At 74.2% G+C, this 18,935-nt stretch carries 18 protein-coding genes and 1 riboswitch; of the genes, 13 read left to right on the top strand and 5 right to left on the bottom strand.

From position 1 onward, the window contains the following. Nucleotides 1–269: 269 nt before the first annotated feature. From hpnC to RND61_RS29155, 10 genes are all read left to right on the top strand, one after another. A complete protein-coding gene (hpnC, locus tag RND61_RS29200) occupies nt 270–1,190 on the top strand; it encodes a squalene synthase HpnC (RefSeq protein WP_315881149.1) in 921 nt (306 codons plus the stop codon). Beyond that, nucleotides 1,187–2,137 (top strand): presqualene diphosphate synthase HpnD, encoded by a 951-nt coding sequence (gene hpnD / locus RND61_RS29195; RefSeq protein WP_315881148.1) that lies wholly within the window; start codon nt 1,187–1,189, stop codon nt 2,135–2,137. The genes hpnC and hpnD overlap by 4 nt, the downstream gene beginning before the upstream one ends. 55 nt (nt 2,138–2,192) lie before the next feature. Then, nucleotides 2,193–3,566, top strand: coding sequence for a hydroxysqualene dehydroxylase HpnE (gene hpnE / locus RND61_RS29190; protein WP_315881147.1), 1,374 nt, complete (start codon nt 2,193–2,195; stop codon nt 3,564–3,566). Then, complete coding sequence (locus tag RND61_RS29185) at nt 3,563–4,663, top strand: polyprenyl synthetase family protein (protein WP_315881146.1); 1,101 nt, start codon at nt 3,563–3,565, stop codon at nt 4,661–4,663. Before hpnE ends, RND61_RS29185 begins: the two co-directional genes overlap by 4 nt. A gap of 164 nt (nt 4,664–4,827) precedes the next feature. After that, nucleotides 4,828–6,822, top strand: a complete 1,995-nt coding sequence (gene shc / locus RND61_RS29180) for a squalene--hopene cyclase (RefSeq protein ID WP_315881145.1) — start codon at nt 4,828–4,830, stop codon at nt 6,820–6,822. Continuing rightward, the gene (locus RND61_RS29175; protein ID WP_315881144.1) at nt 6,823–7,509 is read left to right on the top strand and encodes a phosphorylase family protein; all 687 of its coding nucleotides are present in this window, start codon (nt 6,823–6,825) and stop codon (nt 7,507–7,509) included. Nucleotides 7,510–7,516: 7 nt separating this feature from the next. Beyond that, a complete protein-coding gene (gene hpnH / locus RND61_RS29170) occupies nt 7,517–8,539 on the top strand; it encodes an adenosyl-hopene transferase HpnH (RefSeq protein WP_315881143.1) in 1,023 nt (340 codons plus the stop codon). Nucleotides 8,540–8,549: 10 nt separating this feature from the next. After that, nucleotides 8,550–9,935: an aspartate aminotransferase family protein gene (locus RND61_RS29165; protein ID WP_315881142.1), complete on the top strand. Its 1,386-nt coding sequence runs from the start codon at nt 8,550–8,552 to the stop codon at nt 9,933–9,935. A 58-nt stretch (nt 9,936–9,993) separates the two neighbouring features. Further along, nucleotides 9,994–10,605, top strand: coding sequence for an XRE family transcriptional regulator (locus RND61_RS29160; protein WP_315881141.1), 612 nt, complete (start codon nt 9,994–9,996; stop codon nt 10,603–10,605). 18 nt (nt 10,606–10,623) lie between these two features. Further along, the gene (locus RND61_RS29155) at nt 10,624–10,779 is read left to right on the top strand and encodes a DUF6126 family protein (protein WP_391654380.1); all 156 of its coding nucleotides are present in this window, start codon (nt 10,624–10,626) and stop codon (nt 10,777–10,779) included. A gap of 20 nt (nt 10,780–10,799) precedes the next feature. On the opposite strand, the gene RND61_RS29150 is transcribed toward RND61_RS29155, so the two are convergent. Continuing rightward, nucleotides 10,800–11,612 (bottom strand): tyrosine-protein phosphatase, encoded by an 813-nt coding sequence (locus RND61_RS29150; protein WP_315881140.1) that lies wholly within the window; start codon nt 11,610–11,612, stop codon nt 10,800–10,802. 561 nt (nt 11,613–12,173) lie between these two features. Continuing rightward, a riboswitch (cyclic di-AMP (ydaO/yuaA leader) is annotated at nt 12,174–12,329 on the top strand. 4 nt (nt 12,330–12,333) lie between these two features. On the opposite strand from RND61_RS29150, the gene RND61_RS29145 reads away from it, so the two are divergent. Together RND61_RS29145 and RND61_RS29140 are read left to right on the top strand one after the other, a co-directional pair. Further along, complete coding sequence (locus RND61_RS29145) at nt 12,334–13,275, top strand: M23 family metallopeptidase (protein WP_315881139.1); 942 nt, start codon at nt 12,334–12,336, stop codon at nt 13,273–13,275. Between the two features lie 161 nt (nt 13,276–13,436). Next, entirely contained in the window at nt 13,437–14,213 is a 777-nt protein-coding gene (locus RND61_RS29140) for an SGNH/GDSL hydrolase family protein (RefSeq protein WP_315881165.1), read from the top strand. 248 nt (nt 14,214–14,461) lie between these two features. Here RND61_RS29140 and RND61_RS29135 read toward each other — a convergent pair whose 3' ends face one another. Next, nucleotides 14,462–15,070: a TetR family transcriptional regulator C-terminal domain-containing protein gene (locus tag RND61_RS29135; RefSeq protein ID WP_315881138.1), complete on the bottom strand. Its 609-nt coding sequence runs from the start codon at nt 15,068–15,070 to the stop codon at nt 14,462–14,464. A 119-nt stretch (nt 15,071–15,189) separates the two neighbouring features. Between RND61_RS29135 and RND61_RS29130 the strand changes: the two genes are divergently transcribed. Then, nucleotides 15,190–16,380 carry an MBL fold metallo-hydrolase gene (locus tag RND61_RS29130; RefSeq protein ID WP_315881137.1) on the top strand — a complete coding sequence of 397 codons (1,191 nt, stop codon included), beginning with the start codon at nt 15,190–15,192 and terminating at the stop codon, nt 16,378–16,380. On the opposite strand, the gene RND61_RS29125 is transcribed toward RND61_RS29130, so the two are convergent. The 3 genes from RND61_RS29125 to RND61_RS29110 form a co-directional block, all read right to left on the bottom strand. Next, a complete protein-coding gene (locus RND61_RS29125) occupies nt 16,300–17,508 on the bottom strand; it encodes a M48 family metallopeptidase (RefSeq protein WP_315881136.1) in 1,209 nt (402 codons plus the stop codon). The two genes, RND61_RS29130 and RND61_RS29125, sit on opposite strands and share 81 nt — an antisense overlap. A 660-nt stretch (nt 17,509–18,168) precedes the next feature. After that, nucleotides 18,169–18,531: a hypothetical protein gene (locus RND61_RS29115; RefSeq protein ID WP_315881135.1), complete on the bottom strand. Its 363-nt coding sequence runs from the start codon at nt 18,529–18,531 to the stop codon at nt 18,169–18,171. Nucleotides 18,532–18,534: 3 nt separating this feature from the next. After that, on the bottom strand, nt 18,535–18,935 hold a 401-nt coding region (locus RND61_RS29110; protein ID WP_315881134.1), incomplete at its 5' end, for a polymorphic toxin type 30 domain-containing protein.

Below are 18,935 nucleotides of genomic sequence, written 5' to 3'. Positions count from 1 at the left end.
CCGGACCGGAGCAGCCGGCCGGGCCCCTCGCCGTGAGCGCGCGCCGCGAGCCGACCCGAGCCCCGCACGGCGAACGGCGTAAGCTGTACCGGTTCGTTTCACGCCATGTGCGGTGGCAGCTCCAGAGGACCGGCGGCGTGTCCGAAATGGGATGTATTGAGTCCGCAGTGTAGAACGGGAGACGTGACGGCAATGACGGAGAATCCCCAGCCGGCCCAGGGGCCCGCCGTCCCCGCGCCGGGCCGCCGCCGGTGACGGGTGCCCGACAGGTGAGCCCCGACGCCTCCGTGCGGGTGAGCCCCGCCGCCTCCGCGCGGACGACCCTCGACAAGGCCGCGGACGAGAACTTCCCCGTGGCCCCGTTCTTCCTGCCCCGCGCCTGGCGCGCCGACCTGATGGCCGTCTACGGCTTCGCCCGCCTCGTCGACGACGTCGGCGACGGCGACCTCGCCCCCGGCGGCGCCGACGCCCGCCTCCTCGGCGCCCGCCCCGACGACGGCCCGGAGGCGCTGCTCGACGCCTTCGAAACCGACCTGCTGCGCGTCTTCGACGACACGGACGGCGGCCCCTCCCACCCGCTGCTCGCCTCCCTGCGGACCACCGTGCGCCGCCACGGACTCGGCCCCGGGCCGTTCCTCGCGCTCCTCGGGGCCAACCGCCAGGACCAGCGCGTCCGCCGCTACGCCACCTACGACGACCTCGCCGCGTACTGCGAACTGTCCGCCAACCCCGTCGGCCGGCTCGTCCTCGCGATCAGCGGCACCGCCACCCCCGAGCGGATCCGCCGCTCCGACGCGATCTGCACCGCCCTGCAGATCGTCGAGCACCTCCAGGACGTGGCCGAGGACCTCCGCCGCGACCGGATCTACCTGCCCGCCGACGACATGGCCCGCTTCCACGTCACCGAGGCGGACCTGGCCCGCCCCACGGCCGGCGCCTCGGTGCGGGCCCTCGTCGCGTACGAGGCGGAACGCGCCCGCGCCCTGCTGGACGAGGGCGCCCCGCTCGTCGGCAGCGTCCACGGCAGGCTCCGGCTCCTCCTCGCCGGTTTCGTCGCCGGGGGCCACGCCGCCCTCGACGCCATCAGGGCCGCCCGGTACGACGTGCTCCCCGGCCCGCCCAGGGCCCCCGGGCACCGCCTGCTCCGCCGCGCGGGAGCGGTGTGGCGAGCAGCGCGCGGAGAGGGGTGACCAGGACCGTGGACCCGACGACGGAGGCACCCCCGCCCGTCCAGGCCGCGTACAGCTACTGCGAGGCCGTCACCGCGCGGCAGGCCCGGAACTTCGCGTACGGCATCCGCCTCCTGCCGACCGGGAAGCGGCAGGCGATGTCGGCCCTGTACGCCTTCTCGCGGCGCGTCGACGACATCGGCGACGGCCCCCTCGACCCCGAGGCCAAACGGAGCCGCCTCGAAGCCACCCGCGACGTCCTCGACCGGATCCGGCGGGACGCCGTGGCCGAGGACGACACCGACCCGGTGGCCGTCGCCCTCGCCGACGCGGCCCGCCGCTTCCCCCTCCCCCTGGAGGGCCTCGACGAGCTGATCGACGGCGTCCTGATGGACGTGCGCGGCCGGACGTACGAGACGTGGGACGACCTGAAGGTCTACTGCCGCTGCGTCGCCGGCGCCGTCGGACGGCTCTCCCTCGGCGTGTTCGGCACGACGCCGGGCGCGCGCGACGCCGCGCACGCCCCGCGGTACGCCGACACGCTCGGGCTGGCCCTCCAGCTCACCAACATCCTCCGGGACCTGCGCGAGGACGCCGCCAACGGCCGCAGCTACCTGCCCGCGGAGGACCTCGCCAAGTTCGGCTGCTCCGACGGTTTCCACACCGCGACGCCGCCGCCGGGCGCCGACTTCACCGGCCTCGTCCACCACGAGGTGCGGCGCGCCCGCGCCCTGTTCGCGGAGGGGTACCGGCTGCTGCCCATGCTGGACCGGCGCAGCGGCGCCTGCGTCGCCGCCATGGCCGGGATCTACCGCCGCCTCCTCGACCGCATCGAGCGCGACCCCGGGGCCGTGCTGCGCGGGCGCGTCGCGCTGCCGGGCCGGGAGAAGGCGTACGTCGCCGTGCGCGGCCTCTCGGGCCTCGACGCCCGCACGGTCACCCGCCGCACCGGAAGGACCCGCCCGTGAACCTCCGGACACCGCGCCGCGGCCGGGTGTCGCCCCGGGCACGGGAGGTCCTCGCGTGAGCGGCCACCACGCCGTCGTCGTGGGCGGCGGCCTCGCCGGGACCACCGCCGCGCTGCGCCTCGCCGACGCCGGGCTGCGGGTCACCCTGCTGGAGGGCCGGCCCCGCCTCGGCGGCCTGGCGTTCTCGTTCCGCCGCGGCGACCTCACCGTCGACAACGGCCAGCACGTGTACATGCGCTGCTGCGCCGCGTACCGCTGGTTCCTCGACCGCGTCGGCGGCACGGCCCTCGCGCCCGTGCAGGACCGCCTCGACGTGCCCGTCCTGGACGTCGGCGGCCCGCGGGGCGCCCGCCTGGGCCGGCTGCGCCGCACCGCCCTGCCCGTGCCCCTGCACCTGGCGGCGAGCCTCGCCGCGTACCCGCACCTGTCGCCCGCCGAGCGGCTGGGCGTCGGCCGCGCCGCCCTCGCCCTGAAGGCCCTCGACCCCGCCGACCCCGCGCTCGACACGGCCGACTTCGCCGGCTGGCTCGCCCGCCACGGCCAGTCGCGCCGCGCGGTGGAGGCCCTGTGGGACCTCGTCGGCGTCGCCACCCTCAACGCCACCGCCGCGCACTCCTCCCTCGCCCTCGCCGCGATGGTGTTCAGGACCGGTCTCCTCTCCGCCCCGGGCGCCGCCGACATCGGCTGGGCCCGCGTCCCCCTCGGCCACCTCCACGACACGCTCGCCCGCAAGGCCCTCGAAGCCCGCGGCGTGCGGATCGCCGTCCGCACCAAGGTCACGGCCGTCACCCCCGCCGACGGCGGTCGCTGGGTCGTCGACGTGCCCGGCGACTGCCTGGAGGCGGACGCGGTCGTCCTCGCCGTCCCGCAGCGCGAGACCCACGGCCTCCTCCCGCCCGGCGCCCTCGACACCCCCGGCGACCTCCTGCGGATCGGCACCGCGCCGATCCTCAACGTCCACGTGCTGTACGACCGCCCCGTCCTGCGCCGCCCGTTCTTCGCCGCGATCGGCTCGCCCGTCCAGTGGGTCTTCGACCGGACGGAGGCGTCCGGCCTCCGCGGCGGCGGCCAGTACCTGGCCCTCTCCCAGTCGGCCGCCGGGGACGAGATCGACGCGCCCGTGGCCGAACTGCGCGCCCGCTACCTGCCGGAGCTGGAGCGGCTGCTGCCGCCCGCCCGGCACGCCCGCGTGGAGGACTTCTTCGTGACCCGGGAGCGGGCGGCGACGTTCGCCCCCGCGCCCGGTGTCGGACGGCTCCGCCCCGGTACCCGAACTCATGCGCCCGGCCTGTATCTTGCGGGCGCGTGGACCGCCACCGGCTGGCCCGCCACGATGGAAGGAGCGGTGCGCAGCGGTTTCACCGCCGCGGCGGCCGCCCTCTCGGCCCTCGGCCGCCCCCACGTACATCCGCTCGAGGAGGCGGCATGAGACCGAGTACAGGAACAAGAGGAGAGACCGTGCCGACAGTGCCCCCGGCGAACCCCGCCGTCGACGCAGCGGAGATCGCCGCGCTGCTGGACCGCGGGCGGAACCTGTCCACCCCCGTGCTGCGCGCGGCCGTGGACCGGCTCGCGAAGCCCATGGACACCGTCGCCGCCTACCACTTCGGCTGGATCGACGCCCTGGGGCAGCCCGCCGACGGGGACGGCGGCAAGGCCGTCCGACCGGCCCTCGCGCTGCTGTCCGCCGAGGCGGCCGGAGCCCCGCCGGAGACGGGGGTCCCCGGCGCCGTCGCCGTGGAGCTCGTCCACAACTTCTCGCTGCTGCACGACGACCTGATGGACGGCGACGAGCAGCGCCGCCACCGCGACACGGTGTGGAAGGTGCACGGCCCCGCCCAGGCGATCCTCGTCGGCGACGCGCTGTTCGCCCTCGCCAACGAGCTGCTGCTGGAGCTCGGCACCGCCGAGGCCGGCCGCGCCACCCGCCGCCTGACCGTCGCCACCCGCAAGCTGATCGACGGCCAGGCGCAGGACATCTCGTACGAGCACCGCGAGCGGGTCACCGTCGAGGAGTGCCTGGAGATGGAGGGCAACAAGACCGGCGCCCTGCTCGCCTGCTCCGCCTCCATCGGCGCCGTGCTCGGCGGCGCGGACGACCGCACCGCCGACGCCCTGGAGGCGTACGGCCACCACCTCGGCCTGGCGTTCCAGGCCGTCGATGACCTGCTCGGTATCTGGGGCGACCCGGAGTCCACCGGCAAGCAGACCTGGAGCGACCTGCGCCAGCGCAAGAAGTCGCTGCCCGTCGTGGCCGCGCTCGCCGCCGGCGGGCCGGCCTCCGAGCGGCTCGGCGAGCTGCTCACCGCCGACGCCAAGAGCCAGGACTTCGACTCGTTCTCCGAGGAGGAGTTCGCCACCCGCGCCGCCCTCATCGAGGAGGCCGGCGGCCGCGACTGGACCGCCGAGGAGGCCCGCCGGCAGCACGCCGTCGCCGTCGGGGCCCTGGACCGCGTCGACATGCCGGACCGGGTCCGGGCCCGGCTCGCCGCGCTCGCCGACTTCGTCGTCGTACGGACGCGATGACCGCGGCCGGGAGCACGCCCGGGGCCGCCCCCGCCCCCGGGCCGAGGAGTCCGATCCGGCACATATGACGTCGCGGTCGCCGGCCGGTGCCGTGCGCGTGGCGCACGGCACCGGCCGACGGCAGACCCGTAGCAGCAGCACGTCCACTGCACGAAGGGGAAGCCATGACAGCGACGACCGACGGGGGCGCCGGGGCCGCGGGCCCCGCGACGGCCACGACCGCCGGGATCCACCGCACCGCCACCACCGCCCCCGTCGAGACGGACCTCCGCACCGCGGCGGAGGGCGCGATGCGGCGCTCCGTCGAGCACCTCCTGGCCCGGCAGGACGCCGAGGGGTGGTGGAAGGGCGACCTGGAGACCAACGTCACCATGGACGCCGAGGACCTGCTCCTGCGCCAGTTCCTCGGCATCCGCGACACCCCGACCACCGAGGCCGCCGCCCTCTTCATCCGCGGCGAGCAGCGGGACGACGGCACGTGGGCCACCTTCCACGGCGGGCCCGGCGACCTCGCGGCCACCATCGAGGCGTACGTCGCCCTGCGCCTGGCCGGGGACGCGCCCGGAGAGGCGCACATGGCCCGCGCCGCCGCCTGGGTCCGCGAGAACGGCGGCATCGCGGCGAGCCGCGTCTTCACCCGGATCTGGCTGGCCCTGTTCGGCTGGTGGAAGTGGGAGGACCTGCCGGAACTCCCACCCGAGATGATCTACCTGCCCCCCTGGTTCCCGCTGAACATCTACTCCTTCGGGCAGTGGGCGCGGCAGACGATCGTGCCGCTCACCATCGTCTCCGCCAAACGGCCCGTCCGCCCCGCGCCCTTCGCGCTGGACGAGCTGCACGCCGACCCCCGCCGCCCCGGCCCGCCGCGCCGCCCCGCACCGGTGAACACCTGGGACGGGTTGTTCCAGCGGCTCGACAGGGCCCTGCACGGCTACCGCCGGGTCGCGCCGCGAGCCCTGCGCCGCGCCGCGATGAACGCCGCCGCCCGCTGGATCGTCGAGCGGCAGGAGAACGACGGCTGCTGGGGAGGCATCCAGCCCCCCGCCGTCTACTCGCTGATCGCCCTCCACCTCCTCGGCTACGACCTCGGACACCCCGTGATGCGCGCCGGACTCGACTCCCTGGACCGGTTCGCGGTCCGGCGCGACGACGGGGCCCGCATGATCGAGGCGTGTCAGTCGCCCGTCTGGGACACCTGCCTCGCCACCATCGCCCTCGCCGACGCCGGCCTCCCGCGCGACCACCCCGCCCTCGTCAGGGCCGCGGACTGGCTCCTGGCCGAGCAGGTCGTACGGCCCGGCGACTGGGCCGTGCGCCGGCCCCACCTCCCGCCGGGCGGCTGGGCGTTCGAGTTCCACAACGACACGTACCCCGACATCGACGACACCGCCGAGGTCATCCTCGCCCTGCGCCGGGTGCGCCACCCCGACCCCGCCCGGGTCGACGCGGCGGTCGAGCGCGGCACCCGCTGGACCCTCGGCATGCAGTGCCGCGACGGCGCCTGGGGCGCGTTCGACGCCGACAACACCAGCCGTTTCCCCAACCGGCTGCCGTTCTGCGACTTCGGCGAGGTGATCGACCCGCCCTCCGCCGACGTCACCGCCCACGTGGTGGAGATGCTCGCCCACGAGGGCCGCGCCCACGACCCGCGCACCCGGCGGGGCGTCGCCTGGCTCCTCGCCGAACAGGACCCGCGCGGCTCCTGGTTCGGCCGCTGGGGCGTCAACCACGTCTACGGCACGGGCTCCGTCGTGCCCGCGCTCACCGCCGCCGGGCTGCCCACCGGGCACCCGGCGATCCGGCGGGCCGTCGCCTGGCTGGAGTCCGTGCAGAACGACGACGGCGGCTGGGGCGAGGACCTCCGCTCGTACCGCGACGAGGGATGGGTCGGCCGCGGCGCCTCCACGGCCTCCCAGACCGCCTGGGCGCTGCTGGCGCTGCTCGCGGCGGGGGAGCGGGACTCCGCGGCCGTGGCGCGCGGCGTGGCCTGGCTGGCCGGCACCCAGCGGGAGGACGGCTCCTGGGACGAGCCGTACTTCACCGGCACCGGCTTCCCCTGGGACTTCTCCATCAACTACCACCTCTACCGGCAGGTCTTCCCGCTCACCGCGCTCGGCCGGTACGTCCACGGGGAACCGTCCGTCGGCAAGGGGCGCTGAATGCCCGCCGGACCGGGGCCGTCCGGTTCCGCGGACCGCTCCCCGGCCCCGCCGCCCGCCCCGGCGCCGCTGCTGGTCGCCTGCGCGCTCGGCATCGAGCACCTGGCCCTGCGCAGCGGCCGGACGGGGGGCGCCGGGGCGCGCAGGGCGACCCTGCTGCGCACCGGCATGGGCCCCGAGCACGCTCGCCGCGCGGTGGCCGGCGCCCTGCGGGACGGGCCGCTGCGCACCGCCGCCGTCGTCGCCTCCGGCTTCTGCGCCGGGCTCGCCCCCGGGATGCACCCGGGCGACCTGGTCGTCGCCGACGAGACGCGCGGCCCGCACGGCGCCACCCCCTGCACGGCCCCGGAGGCGCTCGTCGCGGCCCTGGCGCGGGAGCTGCCGGGGCGGACGGTCCACACGGGGCCGCTGACCGGCTCCGACCACGTCGTACGGGGTCAGGAGCGGGCGGCCCTGCGCGCCACGGGGGCGCTGGCGGTGGACATGGAGTCCGCCGCCACCCTGCACGCCGCGCTCGCGGCCGGGCCCCGGCCGGTTGCCGCCGTCCGGGTGGTCGTGGACGCCCCGGAGCACGAACTGGTCCGGATCGGAACGGTACGCGGTGGAATATCAGCCTTCCGTGTTCTTCGTGCGGTCCTTCCCGCGTTCCACGAATGGCACCGTTCCTTGCCGCTCCCCAGGAGGTGAGCCAGAGATGGCCATGCCGCTCCGCCAGACCGTCCGGGTCGGGACCTATCTGCTCGGACAGAGGCTCCGCAGGCGCGAGAAGTTCCCCCTCATCGTCGAACTCGAACCGCTCTACGCCTGCAACCTGAAGTGCGAGGGCTGCGGGAAGATCCAGCATCCGGCCGGGGTCCTGAAGCAGCGCATGCCCGTCGCCCAGGCGGTCGGAGCGGTCCTGGAGTCCGGGGCGCCCATGGTCTCCATCGCCGGCGGCGAGCCGCTGATGCACCCGCAGATCGACGAGATCGTGCGCCAGCTCGTCGCCCGCCGCAAGTACGTGTTCCTCTGCACCAACGCGTTGTTGCTCCGCAAGAGGATGGACGACTTCGCCCCGTCGCGCTATTTCGCCTTCGCCGTCCACATCGACGGGCTGCGGGACCGCCACGACGAATCCGTCGCCAAGGAAGGCGTGTTCGACGAGGCCGTCGCCGCCATCAAGGAGGCGAAGCGCCGGGGGTTCCGCGTCACCACCAACTCCACGTTCTTCAACACCGACACCCCGCAGACCGTCATCGAGGTCCTCGACTTCCTCAACGACGACCTCCGCGTCGACGAAATGATGATCTCGCCCGCGTACGCCTACGAGAAGGCGCCCGACCAGGAGCACTTCCTCGGCGTCGAGCAGACCCGCGAACTCTTCAGGAAGGCCTTCGCCGGCGGCAACCGCCGCCGCTGGCGCCTCAACCACTCGCCGCTGTTCCTCGACTTCCTGGAGGGCCGGGCCGACTTCCCCTGCACGGCCTGGGCCATCCCGAACTACTCCCTCTTCGGCTGGCAGCGCCCCTGTTACCTGATGAGCGACGGGTACGTCCCGACCTACCGCGAGCTGGTCGAGGAGACCGACTGGGACGCGTACGGCCGGGGCAAGGACCCGCGCTGCGCCAACTGCATGGCGCACTGCGGCTACGAGCCGACCGCCGTCCTCGCCACCGTGGGCTCCCTGCGCGAATCCCTGCGCGCCGCCCGGGAGGCGCTCCCCGGCCGCGGCGCCTGAGGAGCGACGCATGAGCACCGGCTTCGACCTCGGCAAGCTGCTCGCGGACCGCGCCTCCGAGCGGTACGAACTGCACGCCCGGCACCTCAACCACCAGCTTCCGCGCATGCTGCACACCATCGGCTTCGACAAGGTGTACGAACGCGCCGAAGGCGCCCACTTCTGGGACGCCGAGGGCAACGACTACCTCGACATGCTGGCCGGCTTCGGCGTCATGGGCCTGGGCCGCCACCACCCCGTGGTGCGCCGGGCCCTGCACGACGTCCTCGACCTCTCCCTGCCCGACCTCACCCGGTTCGACTGCGCGCCGCTGCCCGGCCTCCTCGCCGAGCGGCTGCTCGCCCACTCGCCCCACCTGGACCGGGTCCACTTCGGCAACAGCGGCGCGGAGGCGGTGGAGACCGCCCTCAAGTTCGCCCGGCGCGCCACCGGCCGGCCGCGCGTCGTGTACTGCGCCCACGCCTTCCACGGGCTCACCGCCGGGGCGCTCTCCGTCAACGGCGAGGACTGCTTCCGCGACGGCTTCGGCCCGCTGCTCCCCGACACCGCGATCGAGCTGGGCGACCTCGACGCCCTGGGGCGGGAGCTGAGGCGCGGCGACGTGGCCGCGATGATCGTGGAGCCCATCCAGGGCAAGGGCGTCCACGAGGCCCCGCCCGGCTTCCTGCGCGCCGCCGCGGAACTGCTGCACGAGCGGGGCGCCCTGCTCATCGCGGACGAGGTGCAGACCGGCCTCGGCCGCACCGGCGACTTCTACGCCTACCAGCACGAGGAGGGCGTCGAACCCGACCTCGTGTGCGTCGCCAAGGCCCTGTCCGGCGGGTACGTGCCGGTCAGCGCCACCCTCGGCAAGGACTGGATCTTCAAGAAGGTCTACTCGTCGATGGACCGCGTCGTCGTCCACTCGGCGAGCTTCGGCGCCAACGCCCAGGCCATGGCCGCCGGCCTGGCCGTCCTCGCCGTGTTGGAGGACGAGGGCCTCGTGGAGAACGCCCGGCGCACCGGCGCCCTGCTGAAGTCCCGGCTCGCGGAGCTCGTCGACCGGTACGAGATGCTCCGCGAGGTGCGCGGGCGCGGCCTGATGATCGGCATCGAGTTCGGCAGGCCCTCGTCGCTGGCCCTGCGCGGCCGCTGGACGATGCTCCAGACGGCCCGCAGGGGGCTCTTCGCGCAGATGGTCGTCGTCCCGCTGCTCCAGCGGCACCGGATCCTCACCCAGGTCTCCGGCGACCGCCTGGAGGTCATCAAGCTGATCCCGCCGCTGGTGGTCGGGGAGGAGGACGTCGACCGGTTCGTCACCGCGTTCACCGCGGTGATGGACGAGGCGCACAGCGGCGGTGGACTGATCTGGGACTTCGGGCGCACCCTGGTCAAGCAGGCCGTCGCCAACCGGTGATTTTTGCCCGGGAGGCAAGAAAATTGCCCCCCGGGAAATTTCCTGGCGCAATGGACGCATGACGACCGTCGAAGGCGAGCCGGCCGACGCGCTGCCGGACGTCGCGCCCCAACTGCGCGCCCTGCGCCGCCGCAGGGGCCTGACCCTGGAGGCGGCCGCCCGGCGCGCCGGGCTCTCCCCGGCCCACCTGTCCCGTCTGGAGACCGGCCGCCGCCAGCCGTCGCTGCCGATGCTGCTCGGGCTCGCCCGTACCTACGGTACGACCGTGTCGGAGCTGCTCGGCGAGGCGGCCCACGCCGCGGACCCGGTGGTCCGCGCCGGCCGCGCCGAGCCGGTCGAGGCCGGCGGCTGGACCTACCACCAGGCGGGCGCGGCGAACAGGGCCATGCAGGCGCTGCGCGTGGAGGTCCCGTACACGGGGCTGCGCGACGCGGTCCGCGTCCACCCGGGCGAGGAGTGGCTGTACGTGCTCGCCGGGCGCGTACGGCTGGCGCTCGGCGACGCCGTGCACGTCCTCGACCCGGGCGACAGCGCCCACTTCGACTCGCTCACCCCGCACCGGATCGCCGCGGCCACCCGCGACGGGGCGGAGCTGCTGTTCGTCCACACCCTCCTGCAGAGCTCCGCCGCCGACCTGTGCCTCGGCGGCGGCCCCGCCCAGCGCCACTGAGACGACCGAGAGGTACGCGTGTCCGAGCCGGAGAACCCGAACCCCATCCCCAGCACCCAGGAGCGGTGGATCAACCGCAACCTCGTCATACGGCTGTTCGCCTACCTGGTCGCGGGCCACCTCTTCGCGGCCTTCCTCTACCTGCTCTTCCTGCTCGGCGGCCAGAACCAGTAGCCGCCCGGCCCGCGCGGACCTCAGACGTCGAGCAGGCGCTCGCGCAGCCGGTCGCGGGTCTCGCCGCTCAGGCCGAGCCCCTCGCCGAGGTACCGCTCGGTGGAGCCCCAGGTCTCCTCGATCGTCGCGTACGCCGTGTGCAGGTACTCGGCGCGCGCGTCGAACAGCGGGCCGAGCAGCTCCATCACCTCCGGGGACATCCCGGCGGGCGACGAGTCGCTGCGGCGGACCTTGTACCGGCGGTGCGGGTCGTTCGACTTCAGGTAGTCCGCCTCGATCGCCTCGCGCTCCACGCCGACCGCCAGCAGCACCACCGCCACGGACAGACCCGCGCGGTCCTTGCCCGCCGCGCAGTGCATCAGCGCGGGCACGCTGTCCGCGGCGAGGGCGTGCAGGACCCGGCTGTGCTCCGCGGTGCGCTCGACGACGATGCCGCGGTAGGCGGCCCGCATCCGCGCCGCCGCCTTGCCGTCCCCGAGCAGGTCCCGCAACTGGTCCAGGTCGCCGTTGCGGACCATCCCCCAGAACTCGGCGCCGTCGGCCGGGTCCGTCAGCGGGATGTTGACGTTACGCACCCCGGGCAGCTCCACGTCCGGGCCCTCCAGCGCCTGGTCGGCGGCGTTGCGGAAGTCGAAGACGGTGTGCAGCCCGAGCGACGTCAGGAACGCCGCGTCCTCCTCGGTGGCGTGCGCGAGGTGCCCGCTGCGGAACAGCACCCCGGGCCGCACCCGGCGCCCGTCCACGGTCGGCAGCCCGCCCACGTCACGGAAGTTGCGGACGCCGGTCAGCTCCGGCTCGGCGGTCGACGGGAAGGACGGCAGCTGCTGCGTCACGGGAGCTCCTCCGTGTCTGGCGTCGGCGACGGCCGCCGACGAGGTAGCGGTCCGACGATACGACATCGCTTCCCCGGGCAAGGATCCGCCGCGGGGTGGGTGCGGCGCACCGTCCCGCCGGTGGCGCGCGGGTGGCGGGACGCCCTGCTCCCCACCGTGGCCGCGTCCTGTTCCGGCGTGGTTCGCCCAGGGGAGCCAGGCGGCTTCGGCGCGATGATCGTCCGCTTGTGTCGTTGTTGATCCGATGATCACGTAAGAGGGATTCTGTCGCTTCTGTCCGTATTGATGGAGTACGTCATAACGCGCCCTGGAAACAAGGGGGATGGGCTCCACCGCGTGAGCAGCGTCATAAAGGTGACGGATCGTATCCGGTGGCGCCGCCTGGAATCCCCGCGCCACACGGGAATTCATGATCCGTAATCCACGGAGGGTGACCGGAATTCCCCGAAGAATTCCCCGGCGTGAATGAGCGGGGGCAACCATCCGCTTGTTCCCGTCGTCCCCACTCGTTTACGGTCCCGTTCCAGCCGGGCGGATCGCCGAATCCTGCCGCCGCCCCGGAATTCGCACCCACCCACGTGTGGCAGGAGCGGGGGAACCAGGTAGGCCGCCGTACGGGAATTCCCGTACGGCTCGGGGTGAAGTCGCGCCACCCGCGCGGCCGGGCAGCTCCAGCCCGAACCCGACAGCTCACCTCGCAGGCGCCGGAGAGGAATTCGCCATGCCCGCCAAGGGTAAGCACCGCCGTATCAAGTCCAGCCCGCTCACGCGCGGTTTCGTCGCCGCCGGAACGGGCGGTGCCGCCATCGCCCTCCCGCTCCTCGGTGCGACCGGCGCGCACGCCGCCGCCCCCGCCACGGCCCCGGCCGCCGCCCCCGCGCAGACGGCCGCCGTCGCGTCCGCCGCCGGGACCGCCAAGCCCGCGCCGCGCGTCTACACCGTCGTCGCCGGCGACTACCTGGCGAAGATCGCCCACAACAAGAACGTCGAGGGCGGCTGGAAGAAGCTGTACGCCGACAACCGCGAGGCCATCGGCGACGACCCGGCGCTCATCCACCCGGGCCTGAAGCTCACCCTCGGCGCCAAGGCCACCGCCAGGGCCGACGACTCCCGCGGCGAGCGCGCCTCCCGGTCCGCCGCCAAGACCCAGGCCCCCGCCGAGGTCCAGGCCCCCGCCGAGGCGAAGCCCGCGGCCGACACCCCGGCCGAGGCCGAGACCCAGGCCCCGGCCGAGACCCAGACGCCCGCGCAGAGCGGCTCCGGCTTCACCGCCCCGGTCTCCGCCGGCATCACCACCCCGTACCGCGCCTCCGGCTCCATGTGGTCCTCCGGCTACCACACGGGCGTCGACTTCGCCGCCTCCTCCGGCAGTACCGTCAAGGCCGTCGGCCCGGGCACCGTCGTCTCCGCCGGCTGGAGTGGCGCGTACGGCAACGAGGTCGTCATCAAGCACGAGGACGGCAACTACTCGCAGTACGCCCACCTGTCCTCCCTCTCCGTCTCCGCCGGCCAGACCGTCGGCGGCGGGCAGCAGATCGGCCTGTCCGGTTCCACCGGCAACTCGACCGGCCCGCACCTGCACTTCGAGATCCGCACCAGCCCCAGCTACGGCTCGGACGTCGACCCGCTGGCCTACCTCCGGAGCCACGGCGTCAGCATCTGAACCTGACGCGCGCGTCACCGCGAACCGCCGCCGCCCGGCACCCCGCGAGGGTGCCGGGCGGCGGCGCGGTGGCGGAGATCACGCCCCGTCAACCCCTCCTTACGGTCGCGTAGGTCACATCCCACGGTGGATGATGTGCTGCCGTGGCAGACGATTCGACGATGGGGGAGAACGACGTGATCGGGTCGTACACGGCGATCGGCGACAGCTTCACCGAGGGCGTGGGGGACCCGGGCCCGGACGGGCGGTTCCTCGGCTGGGCCGACCGCCTCGCGGTCCTGCTCGCCGACCGGCTCCCGGAGGGCCGGGAGTTCCGGTACGCCAACCTCGCCGTGCGCGGCAGGCTCCTCGACCAGATCGTGGAGGAGCAGGTGCCCCGGGCCAAGGAGCTCCTCCCCGACCTGGTGACCTTCTGCGCCGGCGGCAACGACATCATCCGGCCCGGCAGCGACCCCGACGACGTGGCCGCGCGCTTCGAACGCGCGGTCGCGGACCTGACCTCCGTCATCGGCACGGTCGTGGTGACCACCGGATTCGACACGCGCGGCGTCCCGGTCCTGCGCCGCCTGCGCGGCAGGATCGCCACGTACAACAGCCACGTCCGGGCCATCGCCGACCGGTACGGCTGCCCGGTCCTGGACCTGTGGTCGCTCAGGACCGTCCAGGACCGCCGCGCCTGGGACGCGGACCGGCTCCACCTGTCGCCCGAGGGGCACACGCGGGTCGCGCTGCGCGCCGCCCAGCTCCTCGGCCTCGACGTGCCGGCCGACCCCGACCAGCCGTGGCCGCCGCTCCCGCCGCGCGGAACCCTGGAGGAGCGGCGCGACGACATCCAGTGGGCCCGCGAGTACCTCGTCCCCTGGATCGGCCGCCGTCTGCGCGGCGAGAGCTCCGGCGACCGGATCTCGGCCAAGCGCCCGGACCTGCTGCCGCTGTAGCGGACGCTCCGGTACGGCGAGCGGGGCGCGGGCGCCGGCCACGCGCGCGTAAGGGGCGGTCCGCTCAGGGGGGAGGCCGGTGCCGGCCCCGATCGGCCGGCCACGCGCGCGTACGGGGCGCTCCGGCCCCGGCCCCACCGCCGGCCACGCGGCAGGGGGGCGGTTCCGCCTCCGCGCGCGGCGGTCGCCGTACGGGCCGACCCGGCCGGTTCGCCGGGAGCCCGCCTCCACGCGTGCGCCCCGGCCGCTCAGGCCCCGCCCTCCCCGGTCCCGCCCAGCTCCCGCTCCAGGGCCTCGTCCGCCCAGCGCAGCACCGTCGTACGACTCAACGACCCCCGGTACGTCGTCATCCGGACGCCCAGCCCGTCGAGGAGCGCCGTCAGCCGCCCGGCCGCGCCCTCCGGGTCGGGGCACCGGAACTCGCCCGCCGCCGCTCCCTGCGCGAACACCTCCGCCAGCGCGGCCCTCCACTGCCGGTCGAGCCGCGCCGCGACCTCCCGCAGCGCGCGTTCCCGCGGAGCGGCCGCCCAGCACTCGATCCACAGCCGCCATCCCCGGGTCCGCCGGCCCGGCACGTACCAGCGCACGGCCGCCCGCAGCCGCCGGGCCGCCGGGGCCCGCCGGTCCAGGACGCGGCGCAGCTCCGCCAAGTCCCCCTCCGCCGCGTGGGCGAACGCCGCCGCGACCAGCTTCTCCTTCGTCGAGAAGTGGTACAGGACCAGCGCCCCGCTCACCCCGAGCGCCGCCGCCACGTCCGCGACCCGCACCGCCGCCATGCCGCGCGCCTCGATCTGGGCGACGGTCGCCCGCAGCAGCTCCTCGCGCCGCTCGGCCGCCGACAGCCGCACCCTCGTCACGTCATCCGCCCGTCCTCCGCCCTTCGCGCGCGACAGTATCCCGGACGCCCGCCCACCGCCCCGCAGCCCTGTCGTACCGTCCGCTCATAATGGAAGGACCTGAGCCCCCTGGAGGTGCTGTGTCCGGCGACGACGCTCTCGGACGGCTGCGCGCCCGGTTCCTCTCCCTGCGGCCGGCCGCCTTCGGCGCGGACGCCGCCGGGGACCGGCTGGAACGGATCCGCCGCTCGCCGAACTTCGCGGACGGCGCCTTCCGCAACCCCGGCGCCACCCGGCACAGGCCCTCCGGCTCGGCCGCCGAGTTCGCGAAGACGTACTTCCGCAAGGAGGAACGCGTCCGTCGCGCCCCCGCCCGTCCCGTGCCCCTCCACCCGACCACGGCCGCCGACCTGGCCCGGCCCCCGGCCTCCGGGCTGCGCCTGACCTGGATGGGGCACTCCAGCGTGTTCGCCGAGATCGACGGCCTGCGCGTCCTGTTCGACCCGGTCTGGGGCGACCGCTGCTCGCCCTTCTCCTTCGCCGGGCCCAAGCGGCTGCACCCGGTGCCGCTGCCGCTCGCCGCGTTGGGACCGGTCGACGTCGTCGTGATCTCCCACGACCACTACGACCACCTCGACCTGCCCACGATCCGCGCCCTGGCCGGGACGGACACGCTCTTCGCCGTCCCGCTCGGCGTCGGCGCCCACCTGGAGCGCTGGGGCGTGGCCCCCTCCCGGCTGCGCGAGCTGGACTGGGACGAGTCGACGCGGATCCGCGACGTGCGGCTCACGGCCACCCCGGCCCGCCACTTCTGCGGCCGCGGCCTGCGCAACCGGCAGCACACGCTCTGGGCGTCCTGGGTCGTCGCCGGCCCGGAGCACCGCGTCTACCACAGCGGCGACACGGGCTACTTCCCCGGCTTCCGCGACATCGGCGCGACGCACGGCCCGTTCGACGCCACCATGATCCAGATCGGCGCGTACTCGGACTTCTGGCCCGACATCCACATGACGCCGGCCGAGGGCCTGCGCGCCCACCTCGACCTCCAGGGCGGCCGGCCCTCCGGCGTGATGCTGCCCATCCACTGGGCCACGTTCAACCTCGCCCCGCACCCCTGGGCCGAACCGGGGGAGTGGACGGTCGCGGCAGCAGCCGCCGTGGGGCAGGCGGTCGCCCTGCCCGTCCCCGGTCAGCCCTTCGAGCCTGCCGGCGACCTCCCCGCGCACCTCTGGTGGCGGGACGCGTCCCCGTCACCGCCCCGCAGGTGGCCCGTCCCGGAGACCGTTCCGGTGGCACCCCGCGACGGACTCGACCTCGTGGACGAGGGCTGACCGCGGGCGGACCCGAGCGCGCGACGGAACCCCCGGTGACCATGTGGAAGCCGGGCGGGCGCGGGCCCTGCGAGTCGTCGACGGGCCATCGCGTCGAAGGGGTCGGGAACGGACCTCGGACACCTCCGGCGTGCGGTCGCCCTCGGCGTCGTCGGACTCGTCGTGCTCGAAGCGGGCGATCAGCGGGAGCACGAGCAGCGCGGGCAGGATCGGGTGCGCCCGGGTGTACGCGGCCGGCGCCCGGTGCGGAGGGGTGCTGGGGTCCGCGAGCTGGGCGGCCATCGAGCCGTTGAGCAGTTCCGGCCGGTCGGCCGTACGCCGGAACCGTCGCACCCCCTCCGTCGGGGCCGCGTCCCCCAGGGCCTCCAGCGTCCGTTCGGGGTCGGACAGCAGGTTGCGGGCGCCGGCCAGCGTGGCGCGGAAGTACGGCTTGGCGTACGCGGTGTGGATCCGGGCCATCGCGCGGTACGTGACGCCCACACGCCGGATGTCGACCTCGCCCGCCCTCCTGCCCTTGGCCGCGGCCTCGGCGCTCTTCTTCTCCTGCCGGGCCTGTTCACGGGCCGCGGTTTTCCCGGCGCGCTCCTCGAAGTGCCTGATGGTGTTCAGGATCTGGGTGCGGCCGCGCACGGTGAGGGCGACGAGGCGGGTGTCGGCGTTGGAGTAGTGGCCCGGTTCGTGCGCGATGACCGATCGGAGCTGGGCCTCCGTCAGGTCCTGGGGAAGGGGCACGCCGAGGTGGAGGCGGCGCGGGCCGGGCAGCAGGCCGAGCAGGCGGGCGTCCTCGGCGACGGCCGCGTTGGCGTCCGGTACCAGCGGGATGCGGGACGGCGCGCGGGTGCCGATCCGGTCGGCCGGCTCCCGTACGGTCCGCCACGGCTCGGGTTCGTCGGCCTTCGTGACGGGCAGGCCGGGGGGTTCGTCGGCCTTGGGCGTGCGCAGCATGAACAGGCCGCGGACCAGCGGAACCGCCAGGAACACGGAGACCAGGTACGGCTTCACCGCGACGCTCGACGGGGCGTACGAGTACAGCAGGTGGTCGATGCCGGTGAGTACCGCCAGCAGCAGGACGCCGAGCAGGTGGAAACCGGCGAGCAGCAGGAGAGCGCGCAGCGCGCGCAAGGTCACGCCCCTCGGGCAGGGGCCCCCACGGGATATCGGGTTGACGGCATCGGGTGCGGCGACGGGGTGCCGCGGCTGATCGCGGCCGGCGGGAGGCGGGCTCACAAGCGGTCGCGTTCAACAGTTGTGGGGGAAGCGGGGATGACCCACCGGGAGGCTGACGTGCGAGACGTGTACACGGCGGGCCGGTGGGTGCCGGCACGGGAACCCCGTACGGTGCGGTCCTCCCGCCGTCCTGGTCGGCGACTTTCCCCAGATCACTCGGTGAGCCGTTTTCATCCTGTGGTTCGCGGACGGTGACGGCTGGTGGCCGGGGGCCGTGACGCGGCAGGGCTCCTCGTGGTCCCGGACGGTGATCTCACTCGCCGGTGTCTCGACGCAGAAGCCTTGCCGGTCTCGTACAGGGACCGGCGCCACTGTCCGCACTCCCTGCTGCCGCCACGAACTTCCCCAGCACCACCAGCAGTACAACCGGGACCACGTCCGGCTGCGAGCACCGGGCGAACGCGCTTCCGCCCGCCCCGAGCAAACCCGGAGCGGTTCAGGGTGGCCCTCGGGCCCGGCCCTTTCCGGACACGGAGCGGCCCTCCAGCCCCGTATGGGGCGGGAGGGCCTTTTCCTCAGTGGGGCGTCCGTGAACGACGGGCGGGCCGACCTCGGGCTGGGTCAACCCGTTGCGTCACCGCTGTCCGCTTCCAAGTACGGGACCAGGTCATCCATGTAATCCCTGTGCTCCACGTGAAGCCTTTCGGCAGGGATCGACTTGAGCGGCGACAGATCCGCATCACCGATCTTTTCCGCGGTGTCGAGCTCGGAAAGCGCGTGCAACTGTGCTTCCAAGCACTCCCTGTCCGGCTCACAGGAAGCAGCCATGGCCAGGATCTCGGACAGCAATCTGCCGTCGCCGGAGGAGAAGGTGTCCATCCAGTCCTGAATCCGGTCACTGGCCGAAGACCGTACCCGGGGGTCGGGGCTCGTGAGCTCGTTGATGAGCGTCACGAGGTGCTTGCGCTCGATGCGCATGGTCACCTCTCAGTTGTACGAAGGGCGCGGGTGCTGGCTTGGCCAAGGAATGTGGGTCGCATTGGCACCCGCGGAGTTGTAGTGCGGGCTGTTCTCGTTGTGGACGTTCTTGTGCCACAGATGGCCCGATACATCCTGATACTGGTTGCCGATCTGGATTCGGTAGATGTCCCCCTTGGCCGCGTTGCTCCCAGCCGGTGCCTTGGGGTCAGCGGCGTGTACGCGCATGCGGACCGTCTTCCCTGTGACATCATCCTTCCACTTCCACTTCACACCCTGAGCCACGCCTCCGGCTTGCTCCGTCCAGGCCTCCTTCACGGCATTCTTTGGAATTATGCTCATGGGGTTGGCGCCGTTGCTGAATCGGCCGGATCCAGGACGGGGAGACCAGGGGGTGGGCGCCCGGCAGC

It is taken from the genome of Streptomyces tamarix (assembly GCF_032423885.1).
Classification (GTDB): domain Bacteria; phylum Actinomycetota; class Actinomycetes; order Streptomycetales; family Streptomycetaceae; genus Streptomyces; species Streptomyces tamarix.
Note: the sequence above shows the minus strand (reverse complement) of the source record. Positions and strands in the feature narration are given on the sequence as shown.

Excerpts from the sequence above, each read along its gene's own strand:
- RND61_RS29185 (WP_315881146.1), top strand. The coding sequence starts at position 3,563 with ATGAGACCGAGTACAGGAACAAGAGGAGAGACCGTGCCGACAGTGCCC.
- shc (WP_315881145.1), top strand. The coding sequence starts at position 4,828 with ATGACAGCGACGACCGACGGGGGCGCCGGGGCCGCGGGCCCCGCGACG.
- RND61_RS29175 (WP_315881144.1), top strand. The coding sequence starts at position 6,823 with ATGCCCGCCGGACCGGGGCCGTCCGGTTCCGCGGACCGCTCCCCGGCC.
- hpnH (WP_315881143.1), top strand. The coding sequence starts at position 7,517 with ATGGCCATGCCGCTCCGCCAGACCGTCCGGGTCGGGACCTATCTGCTC.
- RND61_RS29165 (WP_315881142.1), top strand. The coding sequence starts at position 8,550 with ATGAGCACCGGCTTCGACCTCGGCAAGCTGCTCGCGGACCGCGCCTCC.
- RND61_RS29160 (WP_315881141.1), top strand. The coding sequence starts at position 9,994 with ATGACGACCGTCGAAGGCGAGCCGGCCGACGCGCTGCCGGACGTCGCG.
- RND61_RS29145 (WP_315881139.1), top strand. The coding sequence starts at position 12,334 with ATGCCCGCCAAGGGTAAGCACCGCCGTATCAAGTCCAGCCCGCTCACG.
- RND61_RS29140 (WP_315881165.1), top strand. The coding sequence starts at position 13,437 with ATGGGGGAGAACGACGTGATCGGGTCGTACACGGCGATCGGCGACAGC.